Annotated in this window: 9 protein-coding genes; 2 read left to right on the forward strand and 7 right to left on the reverse strand. The window is 61.6% G+C overall.

The window, feature by feature from the left end:
- Window positions 1-94: 94 nt before the first annotated feature.
- The 3 genes from KHO07_RS24955 to ptsP are packed head-to-tail and all read right to left on the reverse strand — an operon-like array spanning window position 95 to window position 5,648.
- The gene (locus tag KHO07_RS24955; protein WP_212625811.1) at window positions 95-1,834 is read right to left on the reverse strand and encodes a PTS fructose-like transporter subunit IIB; all 1,740 of its coding nucleotides are present in this window, start codon (window positions 1,832-1,834) and stop codon (window positions 95-97) included.
- Between the two features lie 11 nt (window positions 1,835-1,845).
- Complete coding sequence (gene pfkB / locus KHO07_RS24960) at window positions 1,846-2,787, reverse strand: 1-phosphofructokinase (protein ID WP_212625812.1); 942 nt, start codon at window positions 2,785-2,787, stop codon at window positions 1,846-1,848.
- Window positions 2,787-5,648: a phosphoenolpyruvate--protein phosphotransferase gene (ptsP, locus tag KHO07_RS24965; RefSeq protein ID WP_212625813.1), complete on the reverse strand. Its 2,862-nt coding sequence runs from the start codon at window positions 5,646-5,648 to the stop codon at window positions 2,787-2,789. Before ptsP ends, pfkB begins: the two co-directional genes overlap by 1 nt.
- 292 nt (window positions 5,649-5,940) lie before the next feature.
- Between ptsP and cra the strand changes: the two genes are divergently transcribed.
- Together cra and KHO07_RS24975 are read left to right on the forward strand one after the other, a co-directional pair.
- Window positions 5,941-6,936: a catabolite repressor/activator gene (gene cra / locus KHO07_RS24970; RefSeq protein ID WP_150731791.1), complete on the forward strand. Its 996-nt coding sequence runs from the start codon at window positions 5,941-5,943 to the stop codon at window positions 6,934-6,936.
- Window positions 6,937-6,939: 3 nt separating this feature from the next.
- Window positions 6,940-7,716 (forward strand): TatD family hydrolase, encoded by a 777-nt coding sequence (locus KHO07_RS24975; RefSeq protein ID WP_150731790.1) that lies wholly within the window; start codon window positions 6,940-6,942, stop codon window positions 7,714-7,716.
- A gap of 39 nt (window positions 7,717-7,755) precedes the next feature.
- Here KHO07_RS24975 and KHO07_RS24980 read toward each other — a convergent pair whose 3' ends face one another.
- From KHO07_RS24980 to KHO07_RS24995, 4 genes are all read right to left on the reverse strand, one after another.
- Complete coding sequence (locus KHO07_RS24980; protein WP_212625814.1) at window positions 7,756-9,786, reverse strand: methyl-accepting chemotaxis protein; 2,031 nt, start codon at window positions 9,784-9,786, stop codon at window positions 7,756-7,758.
- 179 nt (window positions 9,787-9,965) lie between these two features.
- Complete coding sequence (gene ampE / locus KHO07_RS24985) at window positions 9,966-10,802, reverse strand: regulatory signaling modulator protein AmpE (protein ID WP_212625815.1); 837 nt, start codon at window positions 10,800-10,802, stop codon at window positions 9,966-9,968.
- Window positions 10,799-11,359, reverse strand: a complete 561-nt coding sequence (ampD, locus tag KHO07_RS24990; protein ID WP_075947672.1) for a 1,6-anhydro-N-acetylmuramyl-L-alanine amidase AmpD — start codon at window positions 11,357-11,359, stop codon at window positions 10,799-10,801. The genes ampE and ampD overlap by 4 nt, the downstream gene beginning before the upstream one ends.
- A 64-nt stretch (window positions 11,360-11,423) precedes the next feature.
- Window positions 11,424-13,595, reverse strand: a complete 2,172-nt coding sequence (locus KHO07_RS24995; RefSeq protein WP_212625816.1) for a DUF1631 domain-containing protein — start codon at window positions 13,593-13,595, stop codon at window positions 11,424-11,426.
- Window positions 13,596-13,795 lie beyond the last annotated feature (200 nt).

Here is a 13,795-nt window from a genome sequence, read left to right on the forward strand (position 1 = left end):
TGACCTGGATGTGACATCGACCGTGCAGGAGCCGGCTTGCTGGCGATGGCGATCTGAAAACCGCTATCGCCAGCAAGCCGGCTCCTACAAAGGATTACGCGCTCACGGGTTCTACCGCCAATTCCACCACTTCTGGTCGCTTCACCAGCGCATACACCACCGCCGTCAACAGACTCCCGGCGACAATCGCCAGCAGATACAGCAACGCATGATTGATCGCATTCGGGATCAGCAGCACGAACAAACCACCGTGGGGCGCCATCAACTTGCAGCCGAAATACATCGACAACGCGCCGGTCAGCGCACCACCGGCAATGCTCGCCGGAATCACTCGCAGCGGATCTTTCGCAGCAAACGGAATCGCCCCTTCGGAGATGAAGCACAACCCCAACACCAGCGCCGCTTTACCCGCCTCGCGCTCGGACTGGGCGAACTTGCGCCGGGCGATAAGCGTGGCAATGCCCAGACCAATCGGCGGCACCATGCCGGCGGCCATCGTCGCGGCCATCGGCGCATAACTCTGCGATGCCAACAGCCCCACCGAGAACGCATAGGCAGCCTTGTTAATCGGCCCACCGAGGTCGACGCACATCATCCCGCCCAGCAACACACCGAGCAGAATCGCGTTGGTGGTACCCATGCTGTCGAGGAATTGCGTGAGCCCGGCGAGCATGCCGGCCACCGGTTTGCCGACGACGTAAATCATCACCAGACCGGTGAACAAACTGGCCAGCAGCGGGATGATCAAAATCGGTTTCAACGCCTCGAGGCTTTGCGGCAACCGCGCATAACGATTGATCGCCTGCGCCGCGTAACCGGCAATGAAACCGGCGATGATCCCGCCAATAAAACCTGCGCCCAGGGTACTCGCCAACAGTCCGCCGATCATCCCCGGCGCCAGGCCCGGACGGTCGGCAATCGAGTAGGCGATGTAACCCGCCAGCAGCGGCACCATCAGTTTGAACGCCGTGTCACCGCCGATTTGCATCAGCGCCGCCGCGAGTGTGCCCTCTTCCTTGAACGCGGTGATGCCGAACACGAATGACAAGGCGATCATCAAACCGCCCGCCACCACCATCGGCAACATGAACGACACGCCGGTCAGCAGGTGTTTATAGACCCCGCTTTTCTCTTGCCTGGCCGGGCCTTTGGCACCGCTGGCTGCGCTTTCCTGGGTGCCCTCGGCGAGGGCTTTGTTCAGGGTCGCTTCGGCTTGCTTGAGGGCGATGCCGGTGCCGCAACGGTAAATCTTCTTACCGGCGAAACGCTCGGTGGCGACTTCGATGTCCGCCGCCAGCAGCACCACATCGGCATCGGCGATGGCCTGCGCGCTCAACGGGTTGCGCGCGCCGACCGAACCCTGGGTTTCCACCTGCAGGTCATAGCCCAAACGCTTGGCCGCTTGCTGCAACGCTTCGGCGGCCATGAAGGTGTGGGCGACGCCGGTCGGACACGCGGTGACCGCGACCAGGCGCGGCGCACTTTTCGTGGTCACTACCGGTTCGGCGATGGCTTCGGCGGCGAGGTAAACCTGCGCCTCTTCGGCCCCGCGACGCAGCACTGACTCCACATCTTGCAGGGCCTGGGCCGGGGTGCTCTGGTAGACGCGTTTGCCCACGAATCGCGACATGTCCACCGGTGCACTGGTGACCAACAAGACCCACTCGGCGGCTTCAATCGTGGCCGCCGACATTTGCCGTTCGGGATGCGCCGCATCGCTGACTTCGACACTGGTGCTCCAACCCTGACGCTGGGCCGCGGCATCCAGCAAGCGAGCGCACAGCACACTGGTGACCATGCCGTTCGGGCAGGCAGTAACAATGGCTAACTTCATGACCAACCCTCTTATTGTTCTGTCAGGGGACGCACGCGCACACCCTGTTCGAGCTGCGCCAGGTGCGCCGCATCGCTGATTCCGAAACCGATCTGGGTAACCGCCATTGCGGCAATCGCCGTGGCCGTGCGCAAGGTTTGCTCGGGCGTGTCGGCACTGACCAATCCGTGAAGGATGCCGGCCAGCAACGAATCGCCCGCACCCACCGTGCTGGCGACGCTGACTTTGGGCGGCGTGGCATGCAGCGCCGAGCCGACACTGAACCAGTTGACGCCATCGGCGCCGTGGGAGATCACCACATGCTCGATGCCCTGAGCGTGCAAACGGCTGGCGGCTTGCGCCTGGGCCAGGACCGAAACCGCTTCGCTGCCCAGCACTTCGGCCAGCTCTTCGCTGTTGGGCTTGATCAGCCATGGGCCGGCCTTGAGCGCGGCGCGCAATGCTTCGCCGCTGGTGTCGAGGGCGACTTTCAAACCAAGGTTTTTCAGGCGCACGATCAGCGCCTGCAACCACTGCGGGCTGACGCCTTGCGGCAGACTGCCGGCCACGACGACGGCGTCATGCCCCGGCGCAATCTGATCGAGGCGTTCGAGCAGCGCCTGCTGCGCTGCCGCGCTGACCATCGGTCCCGGACCATTGAGGTCGGTGATGCGACCGTCGCTTTCCGCCAGTTTGATATTGCTGCGGGTTTCGCCGGGAACGCGGATGAACGCATCGACAAAACCACGCTTGGCGAACAGGGTTTCGAACGCTTGCAGATTGTCCTCACCGAGAAAACCACTGACCGTCAGCTGATGCCCGAGGTCCGCCAGCACCTGCGCCACGTTCACCCCCTTGCCGGCAGCGTGGGTGTGCATGGTGTCGCTGCGGTTGACCTGACCAGGCTCCAGGCGCGACAACTCGACCGTGAGATCGAGCGCCGGGTTGAGGGTCAGGGTAAGAATCCGGGCCATTACAGGGCCTCCACTAATGCGCGCACTTCATTGGCGCTGCCCACGGCGAGCGCCTCTCGGGCAAGAATTTGAGACTGGGCGAGGCTGAGTTCGCGAATCCGCGCCTTGACCTCGGCGATGCTGCGACCACCGACACTGAGTTCATCCACACCGAGGCCAACCAGCACCGGCGCGGCCAGGGGATCCGCTGCCAATTCGCCGCACACGCCGACCCACTTACCGTGGGCATGGGCGGCGCGCACGGTGATGTCGATCAGTTGCAGCACCGCCGGGTGCAAGCCATCGGCCTGGGCGGAAAGCGTCGGATGACCACGGTCGATGGCCAGGGTGTACTGCGTCAGGTCATTGGTGCCGACGCTGAAAAAATCGACTTCCTTGGCCAGCACCGGCGCCAGCAATGCCGCCGACGGCACTTCGATCATGATCCCCAGTTGCAGGTCCGCGACCGGGATTTCCAGGCGCAAGCGTTCGGTCATGTCTCGCGCCTGACGCCACTCATCGACGCTGCCGACCATGGGAAACATGATGCGCAACGGACGGTTGTCGGCGGCGCGCAGCAAGGCACGCAATTGCGCTTCCATGATCTGCGGGCGTTGCAGGGTCAGGCGAATGCCGCGCACGCCGAGGAACGGGTTTTCTTCCTTGGCAATCGGCCAATACGGCAGCGGTTTGTCACCGCCGACATCGAGGGTACGCACCACCAGCGGCCTTCCGGCGAGGCCGTCGAGAACACGGCGGTATTCGGCTTCCTGGGTCGCCTCGTCCGGCGCTTGCGGGTGGGCCATGAAAATCAGTTCGGTGCGCAGCAGGCCAATCCCTTCGGCGCCCTGCTCGACCGCGCCGGTCACGCCGGCGCTCTCACCAATATTGGCAAACACTTCGACCGCATGACCGTCGGTGGTCAACGCGGGTTGATGGCGTTGTTCGGCGGCGGCCTTCAAACGCTGTTCGCGGGTATCGCGTTCTGCGGTGGCGCGTTGCAAGGTCGCAGCATCGGCATCCACGTGCAGGCGACCGCGCTGACCGTCGATCAACAACGGTGTACCCGGCGCCAGCAACAGCACCGCCGGCCCGGCGCCAACCAGTGCCGGAATCCCCAGGGCCCGCGCAACAATGGCGCTGTGGGCCGTGGCGCCGCCGCGGGCGGTGAGAATGCCGGCCACGCGGGTGGGATCGAGACGCGCTACATCGGACGGGCCGACTTCATCCATCACCAGAATGTACGGTTGATCCGGCTCGCTCGGGGTTACGATGCCGCACAGTTGCGCCAGCACACGCCGGCCAATGTCGCGCAAATCGGCAGCGCGTTCGGCGAGCAAGGCATCCTGCAAGGCTTCCTGCTGTTTGGCCGCGGCTTCGATGACGGACATCCACGCCGCTTCGGCGCTTTCACCCTGCTTGAGACGGCTGTCGACTTCATCGGTCAGTTCGGGATCGTCGAGCATTTCCTGATGGGTGATGAAGATCTCGCGAATGGCCTTGGCCTTGCTGCGTTCGATCAAGCCCTGAATGTCATGGCGCACCGACGCCAGCGCTTGCTTGAGACGCTCGCGCTCGACCGCGGCCGACTCACCGCGCAGCGGGTACTCGATGGTTTGCAGAACTTGAATATGCGCCGGGCCGATGGCGATTCCCGGCGCGGCGGCGATGGCCTGCACCAGGCTGCCGGAGGCCGGCGCCAGCAGCACTTCAGGCACTTCGATGATTTCTTCACGGGGCTGGGTCACCGGTGGCAACGGTTCGACTTCTTCACCCAGGCCTTCTTCGATCGCGGCCAACAGCGCTGGCAAGGCATCGGCAGCAATAGTTGGCTCGGCGATGATTTCCAGCACTTGGCCGCGACGGGCGCCGAGGCTGAGCAACTTGCTCAAACTCTTCACCGACACCGCGCTGTCCTGACTATCGACGATGCGGACGCGAATCTCGCCGTCAAAGCTTTTGGCCAATTGCGCAAGAATCTTCGCCGGGCGCGCATGCAGTCCATGGGCGTTGGCCAGCGCGATGCGCGTACTTGGCCAATCCGCCGGCACTTCACCGCCGAGCACTTCGAGCACCGCACGGCAGCTGGTGGCGCGGCCTAATTCATGTCCGCGACCTTCAATCAGCAAGGCGCACAGGCGTTCGAGCAACGCCTGATGGGCCTCGCCCAGACTCGCCAGGCAGAACAATCCGTGCAGGGGTTGGCCGAGATAGCGCAGCGGTCTGTCGGGGGTGACGAAGGCCAGTCCCGGACGCTTCACCGTTTGTTCGCTGTGCAGCCACCACAGGCCGTCGCCCAGCGGCAGCGCTTCGACCTGTTGCAACACCGCCGAAAAACCGTTGCTCACGCAGTCGGCCTGGCGCAGCAATCGCGCACCGCGCCAGACCAGCTCTTCGAAATCTTCAGCGGCAACGCCCAGGCCAATCATCTGCGCATCCAGCGCCAACTCCTGCGGCGCGCCTTGCAACAGTTTGAGCAAGGCTTCGGCGGAACTGGCGCGTCGCAGGGCCTGCCCCAGATCGGTCTCGCCGAGGGCGCGGGTCAGCAGTTGCAACAGGCGCAGGTGTTCGTCGGATTTGGCGGCGATACCAATGGCCAGGTAAACGGTCTGCCCGTCGCCCCAATCGACGCCTTCCGGGAACTGCATCAGCCGCACACCGGTGGTAAATACCTGATCGCGGGTTTGTGGCGTACCGTGGGGAATGGCAATACCTTGACCGAGAAAGGTCGAGCCCTGGGCTTCACGGGCCTGCAGGCCGGCGAGGTAACCGTCGGCCACCAGGCCGTCAGCGACCAGATGCCCGGCCAGTAATTGCAGCGCTGCGGACTTATCCACAGCCGACTGGCCCATGGAAATCTGCTCTATGGTGAGCTCGAGCATGCTTTCTCCTTTTTGGCACCTTGGGGTGCCAGGTATTGTTTTGAATGATTCAGCTTAGGCTTTTGTCTGAAAACAATCTTTGGCGGTATCGCGGCAGAACCTGCCAAAGCCTATTTAACCCAGAAAATACGCTTGCTGAAACGTTTAATCTAGAATGATTGGCACGTTACTCGATTATGTTCCATCGTTGAAGCCCAACTTGTCGGATGCGTTGTGACCATGGTCGACTGCCCGAATCGGTTAGGATTGGCAAAAATGTCGAGGCAAGCTCGAGAAAACAAGGAATTGCGGGTTGAAACTCAGTGATATAGCCCAGTTGGCCGGTGTGTCCGTTACCACCGCCAGCTACGTCATCAATGGCAAGGCCGAACAGCAACGCATCAGCAGCGCCACCGTCGAGCGTGTTCGCGCGGTGGTCGAACTGCACGGCTTCACCCCCAATCCCCAGGCCGCCGGCCTGCGCAGCCGGCATACCCGGACGTTGGGCTTTATTTTGCCGGATCTGGAAAACCCCAGTTACGCGCGAATCGCCAAGCTGCTGGAACAAGGTGCGCGGGCTCGCGGCTATCAGCTGCTGATCGCCAGTTCCGACGATGCGCCGGACAGCGAACGGCAATTGCTGCAACTGTTCCGTGCCCGGCGCTGTGATGCGTTGATCGTTGCCAGTTGCCTGCCACCCGGCGATGACAGCTACCGGCAATTGCAGGCCAAGGGCCTGCCGATCATCGCCATCGACCGGGTCATGGAGCCCGAGCATTTCTGCTCGGTGATCAGTGACGACCGCGAAGCCAGCCTGCACCTGACCCAAAGCCTGCTCGATCCGCTGCCCAAACAGATAGCCCTGATCGGCGCGCGTCCCGAGCTGAGCATCAGCCAGGAACGCGCCGCTGGTTTCAAGGAGGCACTGGCCGGCTACAACGGCGAAGTGTTGATCGAACACGGCGAGTCATTCAGCCGTGAGTGCGGCAAACAATTGATGGAAGAATTACTTCAGCGTGTAGGGCATCTTCCCGAAGCGCTGGTGACTACGTCCTACGTACTGCTTCAAGGCGTGTTCGACGCGCTGCACGACTTCCCGCTGAAAAACCGTCCGTTGCGCCTCGGCACGTTCGGCGACACCCAATTGCTGGACTTCCTGCCGCTGCCGGTCAACGCCATGGCCCAGCAACATCAGTTGATTGCCGACAAAGCCCTGGCGCTGGCCCTGGCAGCCATCGAGCAGTCCGATTACCAACCCGGCGTGCAAGCCATTCAACGGACGTTCAAACAACGTATCCGTCAGGACTGAGCCATGGACCTGATCGACACCCACACGCACCTGGATTTTCCCGACTTCGACGCGGATCGTCAGGCGCTGATGACCGAAAGCCGCGCCCTTGGAGTCCGGCAAATGGTGGTGCTGGGGGTTTATCAGGGTAATTGGCAACGGGTCTGGGAACTGGTGCAAAACGATCCAGACCTGCATGCGGCGTTCGGTTTACATCCGGTGTATCTGGACGATCATCGACCGCAAGACTTGCGCGAACTCGGTGACTGGCTAAGCCGTCTGGCCGGTCACCGACAGTTGTGCGCGGTGGGCGAAATCGGCCTCGACTACTTCATCGAAACCCTCGACCGAGAGCGCCAGCAAGCGTTGTTCGACGCACAGCTGCAACTGGCGGTGGACTTCAATCTACCGGCACTGATTCATGTGCGACGCAGCCACGCGGCGGTGATCGCCACGCTAAAACGCTTCAAGGTGAAACGTACCGGGATCATCCACGCCTTCGCCGGCAGCAAGGAAGAGGCGCGCGAATACATCAAGCTGGGTTTCAAACTGGGTCTTGGCGGCGCCGCGACCTGGCCCCAGGCACTGCGCATGCACCGAGTACTCGCCGAGCTGCCGCTCGACTCGGTGGTGCTGGAAACCGACTCACCGGACATGGCGCCCGCCATGTTCCCCGGCCAACGCAACAGCCCGGCGCACTTGCCGGCGATCTGTGCCGCACTGGCCGAGATCATGGCCATCAGCCCCGAACACCTGGCCGCCGTCAGCACGGCCAATGCCCGGGAGTTGTTCGGCTGGTAATTCCAGACAGCCCAAAACAACAGGGTCACCGGATGTCGGTTAAACGCGGAACGCGCTGATCAACTGTTTCAGCTCCACCACCTGCGCCGACAACGCGCGGCTGGCGTCCTCGGTCTGGTGCGCGCCTTCAGCGGTGCGCTCGCCGGCGCGGTTGATCTCGACGATGTTCTGATCGATGTCGTGCGCCACGGCGGTTTGTTGCTCCACGGCGGCGGCGATCTGCTGATTCTGGTCGACGATCATGCCGACTGCACCAAGGATGTTTTCCAGCGCAAGCTGGACCTTTTCCGACTGTCCCACGGTGCCATTTGCCATCTCATGGCTGACGCCCATCGCCTTGACCGCCGCACCGACACCGCCGTGCAATTTGGCAATCATCTGCTCGATTTCCTCGGTCGATTGCTGGGTGCGCTTGGCCAGGGTCCGGACCTCGTCCGCCACCACGGCAAACCCGCGCCCTTGCTCACCGGCCCGTGCCGCCTCGATCGCAGCGTTCAGCGCCAGCAGGTTGGTCTGCTCGGCGATGCTCTTGATCACTTCCAGCACGCGGCTGATGGACTGGCTGTCACTGGCCAGCTGATTGATCACCAACACCGACTGATCGATCTCACTGGCCAGCGCCGCGATGCTGCCTTGCTGGGACTGCACCAGCCCTCGCCCGCTGATGGTTTCATCGTTGACGCTGTGGGCGCTGCTGACCGCCGCGGCGGCACTGCGCGCGACTTCCAGGGACGTCGCCGACATCTGGTTCATCGCCGTGGCCACCTGCTCGATCTGCGTGCGTTGTCCGGCCACAGCCTGGTTACTTTGCGCCGAAACGCTCTCCACTTGCCCGGCCTGGCGCTCAACCTCACTGACGGTCTGCCCGACGCGCTCGATCAGGTCATGGATTTTCTTCACCGTGCCGTTGAACACCTCGCCCAACTCGCCCAACTCGTCGCGGCTATTGGCACTGAAAGTTACCGTCATGTCGCCGGCCGCCACTTTGTCCATGACCCCACCCAGACGTTTGAGGGTGGTGCGGGTGGACGCGTAGAAACCGCCGTAAAGATAGAAGATCAGGATAAACACCACCGACAACGCCACGGCCTGCAGGATCATGTGGGTGCGGTTCTGGTCCAGGCGCTGCTGCAACTGGGTGCCAAGAAACTTCAGGGTGTCTTCGTTGAGTTGGTAGGTCTTGTCCATCAAGACGGTGACCTGATCGTAGAAGGCCTGCCACGGCGCATCGAGCGTGTCGGCCATCACCACCTGTTCTTCGAACAGCTCACTGGCCTTTTTCAATGACGCTCTGCTGCTGTCAGCCTGAGCAGCCAGGGTTTGCGCCGCCGCTTTGCTGGAATTCGTCGCGTCCTGCAATTTCAGACCGTACTCGGCCTGGAGTTTTTCGATCTGCCCCAACAGCTCATCGAATCGGTTGCTCGACGCCGAGTTGAGAAAACCTTGCCCCAGCGAGGACGCGCCCATCGCCCGGCCTTCACCCAGAACCTGAGTGATGCGCGGCGTGACGCTGGTCACCAATTCACTGAGCTGGCGAATGTCACTTTGGTTGTCGAGGCTCAGGCCGGACTGACTGGCAATGAGCTGACTGAAAAGCTGGGCATTGCCCACCAGCTTGCCTGTCAGCGCACTTTTGCTTTGCAGGGATTTTTCCGTTTGCTGTGCCTTGAACGCGGCGATCATTTCATCGCGCTTGCCATCGAACACCGCGATTTGCTCCGGTTCGCTGCTCATCGCCGTCAGCCCTTGCAGACGCGTCAGTACGCTTTGTTCCAGGCTGCTGATCTGCGACTCGATATTCGCGGCCTTACCGGACTGGCCGAGGGCAACGTTGATCTGCACCAAATTGTTCAGGGTTTCCAGATCGCGTCGCAGCGTCAGGCTGCTGCCCAACAGGTCGAGGCTTTGCAGTTCAATCCGGGTGCCCTGGAATTCGCGATAGGAATCACGCACCAGGTAGAAGTTGGTCACCAGCATTGGCACCAGGAACAGAACGCTGATCAGGCTGAACTTCATGCCGAAGCTCAGGCGATTCATTAGCGCGACGGCGGGATAGAGCAAGCTCTTCACTGGAAGTCTCCCTTGGATTTCTTATTTTTATTGGCAGGCGCAGCGAGACAGCAGATAGCCACTATTCGGCGCTATCTCTGTATAGCTTAAATCGGCAGGGGTTTTTGTAACTTAAGGTTAACGGGAGTCAAATGAGGGCCTGTGGCAGCAGACGCAGCCTGCCACAGGCATCAGAGGATTCAGGGCAGGACAGTCCACAAGGCGAAACCGGCATACCAGAGCACCGCCGCCCGCAGCAGTAACTCCCAGAGCCGGTCCAGATTATTGATGCCGTCAGGTCCGGCCACCGGCGCAGGAATTTCAGCGGCCACCCGCCCGGCCTTCTCGATCAACTGAGCGGCACTGATGTTCCAGTTCAGCAGCTCATGCAACATCACGCGGCTGACGGCGACAAAGTTGCCGACCAAGGCAAAACTTGCGGCCAGCAAGCGCACCGGCACCCAATCAAAGGCGTGACGCAATTGCCCCGCGCGCTCGACCACGGCCGGGTTTTTCCCGTGCTCTTCAGCCAAAGCCAGCAGGCGATAACTCAAGGCCGCGACCGGTCCCAACAGGAAATACCAGAAAATCACCGCGAAAAAGCTTTGGTAAGCCTCCCACAGCAAATGCCCTTCGACCCGCTCCAGCAGCTGTTCGCCGCTGTCGGCGCAGATGTCCAGATCGCGCTTGGCGACATGGGCTGCCGCTTGCAGGTCTTCCCGGCGCCAGGCATCGCGAAAAGGCCCGAGACCGGCCAGCAGATCACCGCGCCCCAGGCTGTAAATCACCACCAACAGGTGCACCGGCAAGGCCAGCAGACCGTAAGCCACTGGCTCAATCACCACCAGCAGCAAGCCAAGCAGCGCAACAGGAAACAGCACCAGGATCGCCAAAACCAGCCACGGACGCTTTACCAGACGCGGGCTGATCTCAAGCTTGTGCAGCTCGCGAACCCAGCCCGCGTCGCGTTGAACCCGATGGCGCAGGGCCGAAAACTTCTCGATCCAGACCGCCAACAGCAACACCAGAAAACTCATTGTCCATCCTCATTTGCCAGGGCCGCACGATAGCGTGCCCAGTCGAACGCCGGTCCCGGATCCGTCTTGCGTCCGGGGGCGATGTCGCTATGTCCGCAGATCCGTTGTGCAGTGATCGCCGGAAACGCCGCCTGCAGCTGCCGGGTCAGGCCGGTCAACGCGCGATATTGATCATCGGTGAACGGCAGATCATCCGTGCCCTCCAGTTCGATGCCCACGGAAAAATCGTTACAGGTTTCCCGTCCCTCGAAGTTCGAAACGCCAGCGTGCCAGGCGCGCTCAAGGCAAGAGACAAACTGGGTGATGGCACCGTCACGCTCAATCAGAAAATGCGCGGACACCCGCAGGTCGGCAATCCCCTCAAAGTAGGGGTGCTCCGTGACATCCAGACGATTCTGGAAAAACGCCTGCACCTTGCCCGTGGCGAATTGTGCCGGCGGCAAGCTGATGTTGTGGATCACCAGCAGGGAGATTTCGCCCTCGGGGCGCGCATTGAAGTTGGGCGAGGGGCACAAACGCACGTCCTGGCACCAACCGCTCGCGTGGTCCAACAGCATACCGATTCCTTCAACGACAAGTGTGTTGACCCCCAGTATGCCGCGATAGCCCCCCGGGACGCGATCACTTGCCGCGTTCGAGGCGTCGCAAGTTGCCGATCACCGACTCCAGCGCCCGATCAAACAGCAAGGTGTCATCGAGTGTACGCACCGCGCCGCGACGAAACTCCAGGGCCAGGCCGGTGCGGCTGCGCTCCAGCACCTTCATGCCGGTGCGGTTGACGAAAATGTAGTGGCCCGTCGCGTCGAGGATCGCCGCCAGCTTGCAGCGCAGCGTATTGTCCTGATCCTCCTGGAACTCGACCCAGCAACCCAGGCGCAACTGATCCACCTGCCGCATGCCGATATCCTCCGCCGGCAACGGCACCGGAGCGGCTTGAGCCGGTCCTTCGTCGGCTGACTGCAAGACGATTGCTTCGAGCACTTCGACCAGCTCCGATGCGTCCGCTGGCGATCGCGGTTCAGGTTCGAACAGCTGAACATGCAAGCCTTCCAGTTCGCTGAAAAACTCACTGGTGGCGAACGGATCAAACGCCGAACCACTCAAGCCCTCACGCAACGCCTTGAGCAAGCCCGGAACCAGTGCCAGCAAGCGCGAACGCGCGTCAGGTTCGTCATGGCGCTGAACGCTCCAGATCAACTGCGCCATCGTCTGCACAGCTGCGTGCCACTGCGTCGACTGGCCCCCGTGCTTGAGGCAGGTCAGCAGCAACACCTTGCTCCAGGCGTCCTGAACAAACATCACCACCCTGCGCGGCAAGTTTTTACCCAACAGCGCCTGATTCAACGCCTGTTCGACATGCTGACGGGCCAACACGGTTTTGGCTCGACCCTCTTCCGCGTCGCGGGTGCGCTGCTCCAGCAAATCACTGCGGCGCCGCTCATCACTGGTGAACGCCAGGAAGTCAGCCAGCAGATCGGAAAAAATCGTCGGGTCATCGACAAAGTCGTTCAACAGGCGCGTCACCACCTGCTCGATGCGCAAGTACAGGCTATCGCGCTGAACATCGTCGCAGCCGCTCCACCCCAGCGCGGCACGCGCTATTTCATTGAGCAGGCGCCTGGCGGGGTGATTGCTGCGACTGAAAAAGCTCTTGTCGAGTACCGCTACCTTGACCATCGGGATTTGCAGCTGGCCAACCAATGCCTTGAAACGGCCCGGCAGGTTGCGGTCGGCGAGAATGCTCTCGAACAGCATGGCGATCAGGTTGATCACATCCTCGTCCGCCACCGCCACCACGCGCGACTTGCCACTTTTGACACTGACGCGTGTCAGCAACTGTTCGAGCTGATATCGCAGATCGAAATCGTCCGGGTCTGCGGGTTTGGGTACGTGTTGCTGCAAGTACGAAAGCAGACGCAACAAGTCCCGACTGGAAATCGGTTGCGCCGGCGCACTGGCCTCGAGGATCGGCGCGAAACTGCCGCGCACGTGGAACAACAATTCCTGCAATGCCAGGAACACGGGTGGCAGGCTTTCGTCGGGAAGTGGCGGTTGCGTTTCGGCAGCCGCAGGGGTGTCGGCACGGGCCACCATCGGCCGCGCCGGCGCCGGCTTGAGATCGGGCAGCACGCCCATGGCCATCAGCAGCTGGTTGGCTTCGCCGTAGAGCCGATCAGCATCGCTGAGCACATAGCGCTCGAACAACTTAAGGATGATCAACTTGACCTTGATCACCACCCCGAGATTGCGCCCGGCCTGCAGGAAAAACTCGCACAACAGCGTCGGCCCCAGGGGGTTGTGCTGCTCGATCAGCGCCTTGCCAAGCAGCATGCTGAGGCGAGCAGTGAGTTGGTCGAGCGCCATCCCGTCACGGTTCAGCACGTTGTTGACCATTGCCTCCACCGCAACTGTGCGCTCCAACACGTCATCAGGCCGCGCGCCCCATGCGTTCGCCAAAGTGGCGCTCGCATGCGTAACGTCGTACCGGGAAAGACGGGCAAAGGCCTCGAAGATCTGTTCGAAAAAAAGCCGCTCGATGCTTTTGCGCTTCAGGCGCAAGTCGCGCATCGCCTGGAAGTAAATGTTCTGTTCGGCGCTATCACTGGCTCGGTCGGTCATTTCGAACAGGATGTCGTCGGCATTATCGAAGAGCTCCTGCAAGCCTTGCCGAAGCTGCAAAACAGCCTTGTCGCGCACCTGAAGCAGAATCACAGGCAGGCGGGTGAGCGGCGAATGATTCGCCTGATCGGTAGTCGCCTTGTGCAAAGGCACTACATTCCCGTCGTTGTGCATCCGGCCCCCTGAAGCGGTCACTCTTCGATTCGTCAAAGTCATGACGTCAATTGCAAGGCGCGATTATCTTGCAAAAGACAACCCTTGTGCCAGCGACACGTACACCGGCATCCAATACAGACCTGCTTCAACGGCATTTGCTTGCGGGAATCGACCAAATGCACGTTTCAGAGCGCCGGCAATCCTTCGGATGCCTTGGG

Source organism: Pseudomonas sp. PP3 (assembly GCF_905336995.1).
Taxonomy (GTDB): Bacteria; Pseudomonadota; Gammaproteobacteria; order Pseudomonadales; family Pseudomonadaceae; genus Aquipseudomonas; species Aquipseudomonas reinekei.